Source organism: Pedobacter frigiditerrae, from assembly GCF_004331645.1.
GTDB lineage: Bacteria > Bacteroidota > Bacteroidia > Sphingobacteriales > Sphingobacteriaceae > Pedobacter > Pedobacter frigiditerrae.
Genome location: NZ_SJSK01000005.1, coordinates 380833 through 398026, shown reverse-complemented (window position 1 = coordinate 398026; position 17194 = coordinate 380833). Strand labels below are relative to the sequence as shown.

The window sequence follows — 17194 nt, the reverse complement described above, 5'->3', positions numbered from 1 at the left end:
GAACCATGAGTGTTGATCAGTATAAAAAAGAAGTAGGAATGATGAACCTGGAAAGGTTAATTGAATTCCGTGAAGGGAAATCAGAGGTAGAGTTTCCAATAGCTGACAAAGAATTATTAAGTAGGTTTGAAAAACTGTATACAGGAGCGATCAATGATGTGCTTCGTGAATTTTGTCTGCTTAATCAAGCTTTGCCAGGGCACATCATCCCACTTAGGGAATATAGGACCATTGCAGGGATAGCTTTCACCGTTAAAAGTGCGCCAAATGCCATTGTAAGTGGAGAGATGGAGTTCAGGACCCAAATGCTGGATGCCATGCATGAAGATAGTTTCGTGATCTGGGATACCACTAATGATGCCAAGGCTACCCTATGGGGAGGCGTAATGACCGCTACTGCCAAAGGTAAAAAAGTGAAGGCGGCCTGTATCGATGGAGGAATCAGGGATACTCACCAAATTCTAGAGGCAGATTTTCCGGTGTTCTATAAATACAGGATTTCTAATGGTAGTCTTGGTCGTTGTTTAATTACACATTATCAAGTTACGCTACAAATAGCAGATGTAACCATTAAACCCGGGGATATTGTAATGGGTGATATTGATGGGGTACTTGTAGTGCCTAGAGATATAGCGTATGATGTTTTGCTAAGAGCAGAGCAGATTATAGAAAATGAGAAGAAAATTTTTGGATGGGTACATGAGGGTAAAACTATACATGAGATAACTGAAAACGGAGGGTATTTTTAATTTTCTGTCAAAAAAGATTAATGATAAGCTAAGGCCAGGTTGGCACATTTAGCAACCAAATAAATAACCAAAATATAAGCTGATATGAACAAATTTTACACAAAATTAATTATTTATCTCTTTGTTATTCTCTCGATGGGTTGCAAAAGGGATACTTTAACTCTCGATCCTGGTCCAGGGGGATTAACAAAGAATACTGTTGCAAAGACTTATTATGTATCGGACTTAACTGGTTCAGATACTAATGTAGGCTTATCGCTAACAAGTCCTTTTAAAACTATTGCAAAAGCTGCAGAGTTAACCAATCCTGGAGATGTGGTGTTAATCATGAATGGTAATTATATCTCTACCAATGGAACCTTAATTAATATTTTAAGATCGGGTGAGGAAGGGAAATATATTACTTATAAAGCATACTCTGGTCATTCTCCTAAATTGCTGGCTTCTGGCAATGTTTGGAATACCATTGTGGTCGATGCCTCCTTTATAAATATTGAAGACTTAGAATTACAAGGCAATAATGCAAATCTAACCTTGGCTGATGCTCAAAATTCTTATTTACAATCTAGAGCAGCAACGCCAGTATTTAACGCCAATTGGAACACCAATGGTATCTCTGTAGCGAGCACTAAAAATATACACCATGTGGTAATTAAAAATTGCAAGGTGCATGATTTTCCTGGCGGGGGTATCGGGGTTGGTGGCGCCGATTATGTAACTATAGAAGGTAATACTGTATACAATAACTCATGGTACACCATGTATGCAACAAGTGGAATTAGTATACTAGCTCCCAAACCAATTGATGCTGTTACTACCTACAAAATGATAGTACGTGGAAATACTTGTTACAATAATAAAACCATGGTAAACTGGAGAACTGCAAGCGGAAATGATCGTTTATCAGATGGTAATGGGATTATTATAGATGCTAATAATGGCACACAAGGCACTCCAATTTATACAGGTAGAACTTTAGTAGAAAATAATATCTCTTACAATAACGGTGGAGGTGGTATTCATGCCTTTCAAGCTGCTAGAGTTGATATTATTAATAATACCGCATACAATAATGGACTGATCGTAGGTTATCCTGAGATTGATTCTCAAAATGGTACAGATGTAAAAATCTACAATAACATCATGTATGCACGTACAACACTTGATCAAGTAAATGGCAAAGTTGGTACTTGCAACTTAAATGATGCATCTGCGGTTTATGATTTTAACATATATTTTGGTACCTCATTCAGAAATGGAGCAAATGATAAAACAGCAAACCCACAGTTTGTTAATTTGTCTACCAATCCGGCAGTTGCCAATTTCTCGCTACAGCTAACCAGTCCAGCAATTAATGCAGGTACACAAACATTATTCGCTCCTAAAGATATATTAGGTGTTGCTCGTCCAAAGGGTAGCACGGTAGACTGTGGCGCATATGAAGTGAATTAGTAAAAAAAATAACTAACCAGATATTAACCCTTAACCAAATAAAAACGATGATGAATTTTACTAAAGCAATAAATAAGTCTATTGGATTTAAATCCACATCACTTACTGATTAATCAGCAAGTAATTATAATATTTTCCATTTAAGACACAATTAACCAAATATGAAATTAAAGCGAAACAAATTTTCACAAGCCAAGTATACTTTGAAAATAATTTTCTTACAAATGTGCTTTTGCCTACCTTGGGTAAATACAATTTGGGCGAATGAGATAAAAAATGATTCCGGATCAATTGCAGAGTCTAACAGTTTGGATGTTAAAACCATTCTTTTATTAAACAATATTGTAAAAGATCGGGTAATTACAGGAATAGTTAAGGATGCATCTGGAGGAACTATCCCAGGTGCGGGCGTAAAGGTAAAAGGAACAACAATAAGTTCAGTTACGGACAATAACGGAAAATTCTCCATAAAAGTGCCAGACAATGCAGCAGTGCTAGTGATTACTTCTATTGGGTATGAAACTAAAGAAGTTCCTGTGGGAAGTGCTCAAAACCTAACCATAACCTTGAGCGAGAGTAGTAACAGCCTCAACGAAGTGACCATTAACGTAGGTTATGGTACACAGAAAAAAGTAACCAGTGTAGGAGCACAATCATCTATTTCTACCAAAGATCTTACGCAATCGCCAGTTGCAAATATCAGTAACTCATTGGCGGGTCGGTTACCTGGTTTATTTGCAGTACAACCAAGCGGTGAGCCTGGTGCAGATAATTCCAACATCTTTATTCGTGGGGTAGCCACTTTTACAGGGAGCTCTTCTCCGCTAGTTTTGGTTGATGGGATACAAGTAGATAACTACAACAGTATCGATCCAAATGAAATTGAAGGAGTAACCATACTTAAAGATGCTTCATCTACAGCAGTTTATGGTGTAAGGGGTGCAAACGGGGTGATTTTGGTAACTACCAAAAGAGGTAAATTGGGTACCCCAACCATTAGTTACACTTTCCAAAATGCATTTAATAGCTTCACCGCAACCCCAGAAAAGATGGAAAGCTTTGAGTTTGCGAATTCATTTAACCAGGCGCTTAAGAATGATGCCTATGTAAGCAATAGCGTATATACTCCACGATATTCAGATAGTGATCTGGCTAAATATAAATCTGGTGAGGATCCACTATTTTTTCCCAATATAGACTGGTATGATTTGATGGTAAAGGATGTTTCTCAACAACGCCAACATAACCTAGCTGTTAGAGGAGGTTCTGAGAAAATAAAATATGCCATATCTGCGGGGCTGTTCAACCAAGAAGGCTTATTTGATGATGCTGGGGTAAAAGCTGATTATGATCCTCAAATTAGATATAAACGATATAATTTTAGATCGAACTTAGATTATACCATCAGTAAACGTTTCCGTGCCTCATTAGATTTGTCGAGCATAATCGAGAACAGATCAGGTAATAACGCCAATACCAATTCTATCATGAACTTTTTAAATGGAGCAGCCCCAAATCTTTCTCCTGGTGTGGTTGATGGAAAAATTCTGTTATTTGAAGGTTTTGGAAGTCCACTAACAACACTGTATTCCGTAGGTTATAAAAATGATGTAAGGAATTTACTAAATGGTAGTTTACGTTTAGACCATGACTTAGATTTTATTACCAAGGGTTTAACTACTCACGCATTAATAGCCTATCAAAATTCCAATCGTAAATTAAGTGAGTACAACAGGGCCTTTGTTACCTATAGGGCAATCAAAAATCCTGACGGAACAGTTGATTTTCGTCAATTAGCAGACAATCAACCCTTTAATTATAACCCTACAGATCCTGAAAGAAATAGAAGAATAACAGGTGAGTTTGCATTAGATTATAAACGTACATTTAATGGTCATACTGTTAGCGGTTTACTACTTTATAATCAAATAAAATCTACAAATAAAGATTTTGCTTATTTGGTTCCTAATTCTTACCAGAGTTATGTTGGTCGTTTAGTTTACGATTATAAAGGTCGTTATCTAGCCGAAATAAGTTCATCCTATTATGGAACAGAAAACTTTGCACCTGAGGAAAGATTTGGTTTTTTTCCAGCTTATTCAATAGGATGGGTGCCTAGTGAGGAAAAATTCTTTCCAAAAAACAAAATCATTAATTTCATTAAAATCAGGGGGTCTTACGGTGAGGTTGGAAATGATCAGCTAAGTGCAAATTTTTTAAGAGATCCAAATAGCAGATTTCTATACAGAGATCCTGCATTTACCAGAAGGGGGCCATATACCGTCGATGGAAGTTATCGTTTTGGAGTTTTTGGACAAAATTTAGCAAGTTACGAAGCCTTAAGAGAAGGTAGCGCAAGTAGTCCTGGTTTAACTTGGGAAAGATCTCTAAAAACAAATGTTGGACTAGACTTGATAGGTTTAGATAATAAATTAACTGTTACCCTAGAATTATTTAAGGAGACCAGGGATAATATTTTAGCAGTTCCAAGAACAGTCTCTGCCCTTACCGGTATTGGAGCAGCAGCTGAAAACCTTGGTAAAATGAATAATAAAGGGTTTGAAGTAGACGTGAATTATAGGAGTAATATTAAAGACTTCAAATATTTTGTTAGGGGAAATTATTCTTTCGCAAGAAATAAAATCATCTTTCAAGATGAATTGCCACAAACATTTGCCTATGCTCAAAGAACTGGACATGTTTCTGGACAGAATTTTGGTTTTATTGCTGAAGGATTTTTTAATACTTGGGAAGAGGTAAACGATCAAAACAGACCTCAATATACTTTTAGAGATAATAACAAAATACAACCAGGTGATGTTAGATACCGTGACGTAAACGGAGATGGAGTTATAAACAATGATGACTCTGTGCCAATTGGTTATTCTTCTACCGTTCCAGAAATTATTTATGCACTTTCTTTTGGAGGTAGCTGGAAAGGTCTAGATTTTTCTGTGTTGTTTCAGGGTGCAGGTAATTTTTCAGTTCCCTATACAAGAAGAGCTAATCAAGCATTTTTTGATGGAGACCCTTCTGCAGCAGCCGACTACTTGTCTGAAAGCTGGACTCAAGAGCGGTATGATAAGGGCTTGCCAATCAATTTCCCTCGCTTTGGCGTAGGAAACGGGGCAAGAGGCTTTAGTAATTACCTAGGTTCAACACTTTGGATTGCAAATGCAGAGTACCTAAGATTAAAGAATGTAGAGATCGGTTATACTTTCAAACCAACTTTCTTATCTAAAGTTGGGTTAAAATCTACAAGAATTTACGCTAATGCGAACAATTTAGTTACTTGGAGTAAAATGCTTAAAGGGGTAGACCCTGAGTCTGCAAGTTTACCAGCCAATTCCGAAGCTTACGGATTAGTACGTACCGTGAACTTGGGTATAAATGTTAATTTTTAATTGCGATGATCATGAAAAAAAATATTAAAATACTTATCACTAGTATCTTTTTAATCTGCTTGGTATTTCCATCTTGTAAAAAGAATTTTTTAGATAAGGCACCGGGGGTAGATATTAACGAAGATGTAATTTTCTCAGCCAAAGTGCAGACAGAAAAGTACGTGGCTAACATGTATCAACTAGGTATGCCATCAATTTTTGCCATGCGCCCCGCAGATATGGGCCTTGGTGCCAATGCAGTTTCTTCTACACTGGGAGTTCTTAGTACCTTTGTAAATTTAGCAGGTATAACAGATGAGGCCATCAACTCACAAGCTAACCAAGGAGCTCCTAGTGATTGGAACAATGGGGGTGTTACAAATGCAAATATTCTGCAAGAAGATTTAAGGTACTATTTAAGATGGCAGGCCATTCGTACTGCAAATATTCTATTAGAAAGAATAGACGAAGTACCTGATGCTGACGCTACTTACAAAAACCAAGTAAAAGGTGAAGCACTATTTTTTAGAGCTATCAATAACTTTGAAATGTTAAAGCGTTATGGGGGCTTTCCTTTAGTGTTAAAAAGAGTTACCTCACTTGAAGAATCTAAGATTGAAAGAAGCAATTTTGAAGCTTGCGTTAACTCAATTGTTAAAGATTGTGACGATGCGGCTGGGTTTTTACCGCTTGATCAACCTGGAGCTACAAAAGGAAGAGCACAAAAAGGGGCTGCACTTGCGGTAAAAGCTAGAACGTTACTGTATGCTGCCAGTCCATTATTTAATACAGCAACTCCAATCTCAAGTTTTGGAAATGCTACCGATGACAAATTGATATCATATGGTAATTATAGCCTTAACAGATGGAAAATAGCTGCTGATGCAGCGAAAGAAGTTTTGATATGGGCTCAGGCTGCAGGTTACACCTTGGTAGATGATCCTGCTAAAAGAATCAATACAATATCTCCAACCGTGGTTAACCTGGTAGTTGGTAATTATCGTGATTCCTGGGAGAAAAACGATAATTCAGAAATTATTATTGCCAACAAGACTTGGGGTAGTAAAAGTGCTGGTCAATTTCCACTTCCACTGCTATTACCAAGATCAGAATTTGTTCCTAATTCTGGGGCTGGGTGGAATGGCGCATCTATAACATTTAATTTTGTCAGAAAATATGAAAAAAGAGCTACCGGACTTCCTCAAGATTGGAATTACGCAGGTGGTAACGATTTGTTGCAAAAATACGCTGAGCTTGATCCTAGATTTGCGCAATCAGTAATATTTACCGGTGCTCGTATGCATAAAGCTGTAGTTCGTACGCCCATTGGAGAGCATACCCCTTCTAAATCGGCACTTAACTCTTGCCAAGGTGGGCATTGGAACTTAAAATTTGTAAATGATGGTATAGATGGAGGCACTGGTTTAGAAGTAAATTGCCCAATTCTTAGACTTAACGAGTTTTATTTAGCTTATGCAGAAGCAATGAATGAGTTTGAAGGGCCAGGACTAGCAACTCCAATTAATATTACAGGAACAAATATATTAACGGCACAGTTGCCAGCTATTCCTAATTCTGCTCTTGATGCAGTAAATAAAATCAGGTTACGTTCGGCTATGCCACCAATCAATACGAACAATGCCACTACGCTTAAAACCCGCATCCATAACGAATGGGATATAGAAATGTACATGGAAGATCATCGTTTGTGGAATGCCAGAAGATGGTTAGAGGCAGAAAATGATGGTGTTTTAAAAGGCTCAATGTGGGGGCTGGTAATTAATAAATTAAATGATGTGGCTCCTTATCCAACAGCATTTAGTTATAGGCCATTTGTATTCATGACCCGTTCATTTCCAACTAAGCTTTATTTGCATCCATTTGTGCTGAGTGAGATCCAGAAAGGAAATCTTAAACAAAATCCAGGGTGGTAATTAATTCAAATTAGTTATTACGTACTCAATTATTACCTAAAAAATTTGTCAATGAAACTTAAAAAATCAATATATTATATCTTCGCTACGCTTGTTTTTGCAGCTGTAACTAATCAGCTTTATGCGCAGCAGAAAGATACCCTTGCCACCAAAACTGAAGTGGTGAACTTTAAAACAGCTGTTAGGCCTATTGGCTATGGCAATCAACAAAAAAGCCATACCACTGGAGCAATATCTTCTATAAGCGGAGATGAAATTAGAGATGCTTTTAATAACAGAATAGGAAATGCCCTTATGGGAAGGCTTCCAGGTTTGACCATTAGACAGAATGGATTTGAGCCAGGTGCGAGCAGCACCACTTTAAATATTAGAGGTGTCAATACTTATGGATTTAGCAATGCACCATTGGTTATTGTTGATGGCTTTATGGCTGATTATGATCAACTTGTGCCAGAAGAAATTGAGGATATCTCCATTTTAAAAGACGCCAGTGCTACCGCAGTTTACGGTTTAAGGGCAGCAAATGGCGTAATTTTGGTGACCACCAAAAAAGGTAAAATCCAGCCATTGGCTATTAATTTTAACGCCCAATATGGTGTTCAAAACCCTGTGTCATTACCTAGGTTTTTAGACTCTTACAGTTATGCTTTTCTATTAAATGAAGGTAGGAGAAACGATGGCTTAGGAGAATTATACACTAGTGACGACCTTCAAGCATTTTCTAACAAATCAGATCCTATAAATTACGCCAACGTAGATTGGTATGATGAGGTATTTAGAAACACAGCTCCTCAATCTAATTACAACCTAAATTTTAGGGGAGGCACATCCGTTGTAAGATACTTTGCGTCTTTAAATGCATTGTTACAGGATGGTTTGTACAAAAAATTTGGTGATGAGAATGAAGAGAGCAGCAATTCAAAATATAGCCGGTTAAACTTCAGGTCTAATATTGATATCTCCCTAAACAAGAACCTTTCTGCAATATTAAATTTAGGAGCTGCAGTTGAAGATAAAAGAAACCCCGGAGAGTTAACGACTAACAATACGATAAGTTTATTGGACAGGATTGCACCAAATTCGTTTCCGGTACGCTTGGCCAATGGTTCATTTGCAGGAACTAACCCTTTAAATAATCCAGTTGGTGATTTATTGAGTACTGGTTTTTCAACATCTAATAGCACAACTTTACAGGCATCATTTAGGCTTAACCAATTATTGGATATGATAACGCCTGGGTTAAAAGCAAGTGCTGCTGTTTCCTTTAATAGCTTTTATTCAGGCCTATCAAACAAAAGAAAAACTTATACTCGTTTCTCTACAGGGGCAGTTGCAACCCCATTTGGTCAAAATACAAGTTTAGTGGGCACAGAAGGAGTACAAAGTCAATGGAACAATAATGCATTGCAAGCATCTTTAACCTACAATCGTGTTTTCGGTAAACATGACGTTTCTGCAATGGCCATTTTCAATTCTGATTATTATCTAATTAATAAGGCCTATCCGGGAACAAATGCTGCCGGTAATGATATCCCATATAAAACAAATGGTGTTTCTTCTAGGGTTACCTATGTATATAACGAAAAGTATATTGCAGAATTTTCTGCAGCATACCAGGGAAGTAATGCTTTTGCCAAGGGAAAACGTTATGGCTTTACACCAGCAGGGTCTTTAGGTTGGATTGTATCTAATGAAGATTTTTTAAAGGGTAGCAAGGTCATCGAATTTTTAAAGCTAAGAGGATCTTATGGTTTTGTTGGTAACGAAAACATAGGCGGTTTAAGATTTGGTTATGCACAAAGATATCCGTTTGTTGATGGTTATATCTTTACAGGAACATCTAAACTAAGTGGTATAACCGAAGGTCAGAGAGCAAACCCAGATCTTACTTGGGAGAAGGAAAAGAAGGCAAACGTGGGGTTTGAAATGAATTTTGCCAAAGGCTTTGGTTTAATTGTAGACCTATTCCAAAATAACAGGTTTGATATTTTAGACAGACCAAATACCACAATACCGCTAATATTAGGTTACAATGGAGTTCCAGAGACCAATTTAGGCAAGGTTAAAAATAAGGGTTTAGAAGCTACAGTTTCTTATCAAAGTAACCAATCAAAAAACCTGCAATTCCATTTCAATGCACAAGCATCCTATAATAAAAACGAAATAGTTTTTAGTGATGAACTTACACAGATAAATAGCGCCAGGACAACTACAGGCATGCCGATAGGTTATGGATTTGGCCTAGAGGCAATAGGTTTTTTTAGCGCAGCTGATGTAAGCGATAATACAATAGCTCGCCCTGTTGGATTGGTAATAAAACCAGGTGATATTAAATATAGGGATATCGGCGGCCCTTTGGGTTTGCCAGATGGTATTATTGATGATAATGATAGTGCACCGATAGGCAACTATAACCTTCCCGATTGGACATTTTCATTCCAATCTGGTGTAAGCTATAAAGGCGTAGATTTAAATCTTGTTTTCCAAGGTGTAACAGGAATAAATTTAAATTTAAGTGGAAATAGATATTATGCTTTTCAAAATAATGGAAAAGTTTCAGAAATAGCTTTAAAAAGATGGACGCCTGAAACTGCCTCAACAGCAACTTATCCAAGGCTATCTTCAACAGATAATAACAATAACTTCAATCGCTTTTCTACATTTTGGAAAAGAGATGCAAGTTACGTTAAATTGAGAAGTGCAGAAATAGGATATACTTTACCAGTAAAAACGCTTAAGCGATTGGGTTTACAGAAAACAAGGGTATTTATTAACGGTACCAACCTATTCTCTTTAGATCATTTAGATGAGGCTGATGTAGAAGCGCTGGGCGGTTATCCTGCTTTAAGAACAGTTTCTCTAGGGCTTAATCTACATTTTTAGTTGAACAGGTCATTGAATATATATTATTAAAAAATACGATAATGAAGATCAAAAATACCAACTATATATTTCTAATTGTGCTGCTAGTATGCGGTTCGTGTCAAAAATTAGATCGTGAGTTAGATACAGATTTAACGAAAAATCAATTAGAATCTACTTATAACAGCTTACAGAGCTTACTTACAGGTGTCTATTCAACTCTTCCATATGGGTTAACACAATTGGATAGGGCTACTATGGCATCTGCTACGGACGAAGCAGAGTTTACAAATGAAACAAACCGTGTTCAGCTTATCAATCAAGGAGCTTGGACGGCCATAAACAATCCTGCAGACGTTTGGGGTGCATTTTACCAAGGAATTAGAAGGGCCAATTTGTTTTTAGAAACGGCAGATCCTGCTAAAGTAAATTTGGACATATTTAAGGGTACTGCCACTTATCAAGTTAGAATAGACGAGATAAAAAGATGGGAATTTGAAGTTCGCTTTTTAAGGGCATTCTATTATTTCGAACTCATCAAGCGTTATGGTGGAGTTCCTATCATCACTAAAACTTTAAATGAGAATGATGTTGCAAACCTTAAAAGAAACACTTTAGAAGAATGTGTAAAATTTATTGCTGAAGAATGTGATTTAGCGGCAGCCAATTTACCAGTTTCATCTGGCGCATATTTAGCTGCAGATCAAGGCAGGGCTACAAAAGCAGCCGCATTAACTTTAAAGAGTAGGCTACTTCTTTATGCGGCTAGCGATTTGTTCAATACCCCATCATGGGCTACCGGATTTACAAATACTCAACTTGTTTCTTTGCCAGCGGGAGACCGTGCGGCTAGATGGAAAGCAGCGGCTGATGCAGCGAAAGCTGTAATTGATTTGCCTGCAGTACCTGCTCTAACTGCTAACACTAACTACCGAACCTTATTTACTACGCCCTATGCTACTGGAGTTATTTTTGCAAGAAGAACTGAAGCTAATAATGAATTTGAACTTGCTAATTTTTCAGTAGGATTTGATAGAGGTCAAGGTGGGATAACGCCTAGTCAAAACCTTGTAGACGATTATGAAATAAGAATTGGTACAACATGGGTTGATTTTGATTGGAATAATCCTGCCCATAGCGCTACCCCATATACCAATCGTGATCCCCGAATGGCTTTAACAGTGGTAACCAATGGCTCATCTTTCCAATCAAGGGCAGTGCCGATCCAGACCTTTACCGGTGGATTGGATGGTGCCCCAAAACCTAATGCCACTAAAACTGGCTACTATTTAAGGAAGTATGTAAACGAAGCAACCAACCTAACAACGGGAGCTGGTAATGCAGTACATAGTTGGATATATTTTAGAATTGAAGAAGTATACCTTAATTATGCAGAGGCACTTAATGAATATGCTCCAGGAAACGCTGACATTAAAATTTATTATGACAGGGTAAGAACAAGGGCAGGTGTTGCATTAACAGGTTTAAGTACTACTGAAAATCAAGTAAAGGTGCGTGATAGAATACGCAGAGAAAGAAGGATTGAGTTTGCATTTGAAGATCACAGGGCATGGGATGCCAGAAGATGGATGATAGCTCCAACAGTATTTAATGCTCCATTGAGAGGTGTAAACGTTACCAATACAATGCCTGCACCTACTTATACGCCATTTAACCTAGAGGCTAGGAACTTTACTCCAAAAATGTATTTATTCCCTATTCCATTAAATGAATTAAATATTGCCAAAGGTTTGGTTCAAAATCCACTTTGGCAATAGTTTATCCCTAAAAAAATAATTATAACAATAATGAAGATATTTAAAATAATCCCAGTTTTAGCAGTTGTTTCAACGCTGCTTTTCTCTTGTTCTAAAACAGAAGATGTGGTTGATGCTGCCTATCTACCGCAACAGGTTTACCTACCTGCTGCAAACCCAAGTAATGCACCAACGGGTGTTTATTTTGTTAACTCGGTAGCAGTATCTGGGCAGACTTTCCGTTACACCATTGATTTGCCTAACAGCAAATTCATCATTCCCTTGTCAGTATATCGTGCAGGCGTAGATAAAAAAGGAGTTGTTACTGCCAATCTTTCTATAAATGCAGATACGGTTGCTAAATTATTACTTGTTCCAGGGAAATTTCCAGTTGGAACAGAAGCCTTACCTACAGACAAGTATACTTTTACGCCATCTGTAAACATTGCAGATGGGGCTGACATTGCATTATTTTCTTTAAGCGTCGATCTTAATTACTTAAAAGCAAACCTTACTAAAAAGTTTGCAGTTGCGGTTAAGGTAAGTAGCCCTCAGGTTGGTACAAGTAGTTTGAGCCATGCTGTTATATTAATTGATCCTGCTTTTTTAGTTCCAACAGCTAATTTTACAGCGGTTGCTAGTGCAAAAGTGGCTAGTTTTTCTAACACATCATTAAATGCAGTTACTTACTCATGGGATTATGGAGATGGTACTGCTGTTTCTACCGCTAAAGAAGCACCGCATACCTATGCAGCTGCTGGCACCTACAATGTTACGCTAACTGCCTTTGGTGCCTTGGGGGAATCAAACAAGTCTGTCAAGACCATATCTGTTGTCATCAATTAATTTATGCTAATCCTTATCCAATGATCAAAAGGCGTGATTTCATAAAAAATGTTTCCTTAGCAAGCACTAGCATGTTATTGGGTCCATCGATTGCCTCGGCAAACGGTTTCTTTAATGGTTCACCGAGCGATAAAATAGTGTTGGGGGTAATGGGCGTGAACAGTCGTGGTGATTTTCTCGCAAAGAATTTCGCTAAGCTGCCGAACGTGGAAATTGGGTACCTATGTGACCCCGACGCCAAGGTGTTGGCCAGGGAACTTGCCGTGATCGAAAAATTAACAGGGAAAAGACCGGTTGGATTTTCAGATGTAAGGAAAATGCTCGAGAAAAAGGATTTTGATGGTATGGCAATAGCTGCACCAGATCATTGGCATACGCCAGCGGCAATCATGGCATTACAGGCGGGGAAAAGCGCTTATGTCGAAAAGCCTTGTAGCCACAATCCAAGGGAAGGGGAATTATTAGTCGAAGCCAGTCTAAAATATAAGGGCTTAGTGCAGATGGGTAGCCAGAGGCGAAGTTTTAACAATGTACAAGAGATGATTTCCAAGCTGCACAATGGTGCAATCGGTAGGGTTTATTTTGCCAGGGGTTGGTACACCAATAACAGGTCATCAATAGGCAAGGGAACAAACATTCAAGTACCTGCACACCTAGACTTTGATTTATGGCAAGGGCCTGCACCACGTGCTGCTTATCGTAGCAATTTGGTTCACTATAATTGGCATTGGTTTTGGAATTGGGGAACGGGCGAGGCATTAAATAATGGAACACACGAACTTGACGTTATTCGCTGGGGCTTAGGTGTTGATTATCCAATTGAGGTTACCTCATCTGGTGGTCGCTTTCATTGGCAAGATGATTGGGAAACGCCAGATACCCAAACTATTACTTACAAATTTCCAAATCAAACTGCAGCTAGTTGGGAGGGAAGGAGTTGCAATGGTTATAATTCTGAAGGTTCTGGAAGGGGAGTTGTTTTTTATGGGGATAAAGGAACAATAGTTTATGGTGGGGCTAATAGCTACCAAATGTTTGACCTTGCAAATAAGTTGATTGCAGATGTTAAAGACAGTACCAAGTTTGATCCAACAAATAAAGTAAGCCCTACCGAAAATTTGGATGCATTACACTTATTGAACTTTGTTGAAGCTATTCGTGGTAAGGAAAAAATTAACGCACCGATTTTAGATGGACATAAATCTACATTGCTTCCCCAACTGGGAAACATAGCCTACCGGGTAGGAAGGGTGCTTAATTGCGATCCTACCAATGGACACATCTTAAAAGATAAGGAAGCCATGAAACTATGGAGCAGATCTTATGAAAAAGGCTGGGAAGTTAAAGTTTAATGTTTAAAAAATTTTAATATGCAATTTACCAAACTGAAAGCCTTGATACTACTGTTATTGCTATGTGATAACGCTATGGGTCAGGATAAAAGTTTAACACAAAATAAGCTAACTAATAAGGAAGTAAAAAAAGGCTACCAACTTTTGTTTGATGGGGAAACCAGCAATGGATGGCGAAGTGTATCTAAAACAACTTTCCCGAATCAGGGTTGGGAAATTATAAATGGGGAGTTACGCGTACTTCCTGCAGCAAAAAACAGCCATGTTGCCAATGGTGGAGATATTGTTACGCAAAGAAAATTCAAATATTTTGACTTAACCTTAGATTATAAAATTGCCCCTGGAGGTAATAGCGGGTTAAAATATTTTGTTACAAATGAGAAAGGAGCGTCATTAGGGCTAGAATTTCAGATTCTTGATGATCTACTTAATGAAGATGCCAAAGCTGGAGTAAATGGAAATCATACTTCAGCATCATTGTATGATATGATTACCGCAAAAAAAGCAAAAGCAAAAGAATTGGCTGCGGGCAATTGGAATAACATTCGGTTAATAGTTTACCCTAATAAAAGAATAGTACATTATTTAAACGGAAAAATTGTAGTTGACTATAGAAAGGGGTCTCCAGAATTTACTGCATTAATTGCCAAAAGCAAATACAGCAAGATACCCAATTTTGTAACCAATGATGAAGGTTATTTGCTGTTACAGGACCATGGAAGTGAAATTAGCTTTAGGAACATAAAAATTAAGGAGCTTAACTAAATTACATAGTTTGCTTTCCCGCACTGTATATCATTTAATAAGACTTTTTTAGCATAAGAGCCGCTCCCGTTTTAAGAACATATTTACTTTATGAAGATCGAATTCAAAAAAAATATCAATAGCTGTATCCTACTTTTGCTGTGCATATTTAGTTTCAAGGCATCTGCACAAGAACAAGCTTTTGGCAAGCCAGGAACCTTTATGGTGGGCTGTAACTATTGGGCTTCTCATGCAGGAACCCACATGTGGTCTAATTGGCGTCCTGAAGTTATTGAGGCAGATTTTAAGCAATTAGCTGCAAATGGAATAAAGGTATTGCGCATATTTCCATTATGGCCAGATTTTCAACCCATAAACAAGATTTATACTTCTGGTGGTGATGTAAAATATGTTTCGTTCAAGGACGAAACGCTACCCTTAACAGAGGTTGGCCAAAATGGGGTAAGTGAACTTCAGCTACAGCATTTTGAGACATTAGCTAGCTTGGCAAAAAAACATAAGCTACAATTAGTAGTTGGATTAATTACAGGCTGGATGAGTGGGCAATTGTATGTGCCACCAGCTCTTGAGGGAAAAAATATTTTAACCGATCCTGAATCTTTAATGTGGCAACAAAAATTTGTAACCACTTTTGTTAAAAGGTTTAAAAATAATAGCTCAATTGTAGCTTGGGATTTTGGCAATGAATGTAATGTAATTGAGAACGTTAAAAATCCTTTTCAGGCGTACGTTTGGTCATCAGTTATTTCAGGAGCCATAAAAAGCATAGATCATTCACGCCCAATAGTTTCTGGTATGCATAGCTTAACTGCTGATGATAAAGGGCTATGGTTAATAAAAGATCAGGCAGCGCTAACAGATATATTAACTACCCACCCCTATTCTTTATGGACACCCTACGCAAGTCAGGATCCAATTAATAGCTTGAGAACAATTATCCATGCAGCGGCCGAAACTTCTATGTACAGTGATGTGGCTGGCAAGCCATGCCTGGTAGAAGAAACAGGAGTAATGGGGCCTATGGTTGGCGGTGAAACGGAAAAAGTAGCCTTTGCCAGAACTGCGTTATTCTCTAACTGGGCAAATGACGGTTTGGGCACGTTTTGGTGGTGTGCCTATGATCAGACTAAGTTGCCATACGCTCCTTATAACTATGCTTCTGTTGAAATGGAATTAGGCCTGATTAAAGAAGATAGGACTCCAAAACCTGTACTGGGCGAGTTTAAAAAATTTAGTAAGTTTATTGATCAGTTGCCGTTTCAGATACTTCCCTCAAGGAAAAAGGAAGCAATCTGCATTTTAAGCAACAACCAAGATAATTGGGCAGTAGCTTACAGCAGTTATATTTTGGCTAAACAAGCAGGATTTGATTTTTCGTTTCAAAAGGCTGGTCAAGAAATTAAAGATGCACCACTCTACCTATTACCCTCTATTAAAGGAATTGATGCGGTTTACAATGACTATTGGACCAAGCTGTTGTTAAAGGTAAGTCAGGGAGCTACTTTATATATTTCTTTGGATGATGCCTATTTGCCTTCGTTTACAGAACCGCTGGGAATAGAAATAGCTACCAATAGCAAAAGAGCTGGTCTAATTAATTTCATCTCAAAATTACCTTCTGGTGAAAACTTGAATTTTTCTGCGTCCGCTGAACGTCGCTATCAAATTAAAAACAAAACTGCCACATTACTTGCAACAGAGGCTGACGGTAATCCCTCTTTTTTACAAGCCAATTATGGAAAAGGTAAAATATATCTCCTCACATTTCCATTAGAATTAAACCTAGCTAAAAAACCTGGCGCTTTTGATGTTGGGCAACCTAAATATAGCGGAATTTATCAAACGATAGCCAATTCGCTAATCAACGAGCGCATACTCACCCAACAGCATCAGAGTGTTTTAACAACTGAACATTCGATAAGTGATAGTGAAAAAGTAGTCATACTAATCAACTATAACCCTTTAGATGCAGATACTAAAATACAGTTAAAAACCGGATGGAAGATTGAAAGTAGTTTATATGGTGATTTGCCAAATGGAAATGATGCAAGGTTGAAAGGTAATGATGCACTGGTTCTTCTTTTAAAAAAATAA

The 17194-nt window shown here is 37.8% G+C and carries 10 protein-coding genes; all 10 read left to right on the top strand.

What is annotated here, in order from left to right; translation table 11 throughout:
* The first annotated feature begins 5 nt into the window (after positions 1 to 5).
* The 10 genes from EZ428_RS19125 to EZ428_RS19080 all read left to right on the top strand — a co-directional run bounded on the left by EZ428_RS19125 (position 6) and on the right by EZ428_RS19080 (position 17194).
* Positions 6 to 749 carry an RraA family protein gene (locus EZ428_RS19125; protein ID WP_131554805.1) on the top strand — a complete coding sequence of 248 codons (744 nt, stop codon included), beginning with the start codon at positions 6 to 8 and terminating at the stop codon, positions 747 to 749.
* Positions 750 to 833: 84 nt separating this feature from the next.
* On the top strand, positions 834 to 2201 hold the full coding sequence (locus EZ428_RS19120) for a choice-of-anchor Q domain-containing protein (protein WP_131554804.1): 1368 nt from the start codon (positions 834 to 836) through the stop codon (positions 2199 to 2201).
* A gap of 224 nt (positions 2202 to 2425) precedes the next feature.
* The gene (locus EZ428_RS19115; RefSeq protein ID WP_165501827.1) at positions 2426 to 5605 is read left to right on the top strand and encodes a SusC/RagA family TonB-linked outer membrane protein; all 3180 of its coding nucleotides are present in this window, start codon (positions 2426 to 2428) and stop codon (positions 5603 to 5605) included.
* 11 nt (positions 5606 to 5616) lie between these two features.
* Positions 5617 to 7518, top strand: a complete 1902-nt coding sequence (locus EZ428_RS19110; RefSeq protein ID WP_165501826.1) for a RagB/SusD family nutrient uptake outer membrane protein — start codon at positions 5617 to 5619, stop codon at positions 7516 to 7518.
* Positions 7519 to 7569: 51 nt separating this feature from the next.
* Positions 7570 to 10401, top strand: a complete 2832-nt coding sequence (locus EZ428_RS19105) for a SusC/RagA family TonB-linked outer membrane protein (protein ID WP_131554801.1) — start codon at positions 7570 to 7572, stop codon at positions 10399 to 10401.
* A 41-nt stretch (positions 10402 to 10442) separates the two neighbouring features.
* Entirely contained in the window at positions 10443 to 12158 is a 1716-nt protein-coding gene (locus tag EZ428_RS19100; RefSeq protein WP_205945760.1) for a RagB/SusD family nutrient uptake outer membrane protein, read from the top strand.
* A gap of 30 nt (positions 12159 to 12188) precedes the next feature.
* A complete protein-coding gene (locus EZ428_RS24125) occupies positions 12189 to 12983 on the top strand; it encodes a PKD domain-containing protein (protein ID WP_205945759.1) in 795 nt (264 codons plus the stop codon).
* Between the two features lie 20 nt (positions 12984 to 13003).
* Positions 13004 to 14335, top strand: a complete 1332-nt coding sequence (locus EZ428_RS19090) for a Gfo/Idh/MocA family protein (protein WP_131554800.1) — start codon at positions 13004 to 13006, stop codon at positions 14333 to 14335.
* An 18-nt stretch (positions 14336 to 14353) separates the two neighbouring features.
* A complete protein-coding gene (locus EZ428_RS19085; protein ID WP_205945757.1) occupies positions 14354 to 15100 on the top strand; it encodes a 3-keto-disaccharide hydrolase in 747 nt (248 codons plus the stop codon).
* 90 nt (positions 15101 to 15190) lie between these two features.
* The gene (locus tag EZ428_RS19080; protein ID WP_131554799.1) at positions 15191 to 17194 is read left to right on the top strand and encodes a glycoside hydrolase 5 family protein; all 2004 of its coding nucleotides are present in this window, start codon (positions 15191 to 15193) and stop codon (positions 17192 to 17194) included.

Excerpts from the sequence above, each read along its gene's own strand:
- EZ428_RS19125 (WP_131554805.1), top strand. The coding sequence starts at position 6 with ATGAGTGTTGATCAGTATAAAAAAGAAGTAGGAATGATGAACCTGGAA.
- EZ428_RS19120 (WP_131554804.1), top strand. The coding sequence starts at position 834 with ATGAACAAATTTTACACAAAATTAATTATTTATCTCTTTGTTATTCTC.
- EZ428_RS19115 (WP_165501827.1), top strand. The coding sequence starts at position 2,426 with ATGTGCTTTTGCCTACCTTGGGTAAATACAATTTGGGCGAATGAGATA.
- EZ428_RS19110 (WP_165501826.1), top strand. The coding sequence starts at position 5,617 with ATGAAAAAAAATATTAAAATACTTATCACTAGTATCTTTTTAATCTGC.
- EZ428_RS19105 (WP_131554801.1), top strand. The coding sequence starts at position 7,570 with ATGAAACTTAAAAAATCAATATATTATATCTTCGCTACGCTTGTTTTT.
- EZ428_RS19100 (WP_205945760.1), top strand. The coding sequence starts at position 10,443 with ATGAAGATCAAAAATACCAACTATATATTTCTAATTGTGCTGCTAGTA.
- EZ428_RS24125 (WP_205945759.1), top strand. The coding sequence starts at position 12,189 with ATGAAGATATTTAAAATAATCCCAGTTTTAGCAGTTGTTTCAACGCTG.
- EZ428_RS19090 (WP_131554800.1), top strand. The coding sequence starts at position 13,004 with ATGATCAAAAGGCGTGATTTCATAAAAAATGTTTCCTTAGCAAGCACT.
- EZ428_RS19085 (WP_205945757.1), top strand. The coding sequence starts at position 14,354 with ATGCAATTTACCAAACTGAAAGCCTTGATACTACTGTTATTGCTATGT.
- EZ428_RS19080 (WP_131554799.1), top strand. The coding sequence starts at position 15,191 with ATGAAGATCGAATTCAAAAAAAATATCAATAGCTGTATCCTACTTTTG.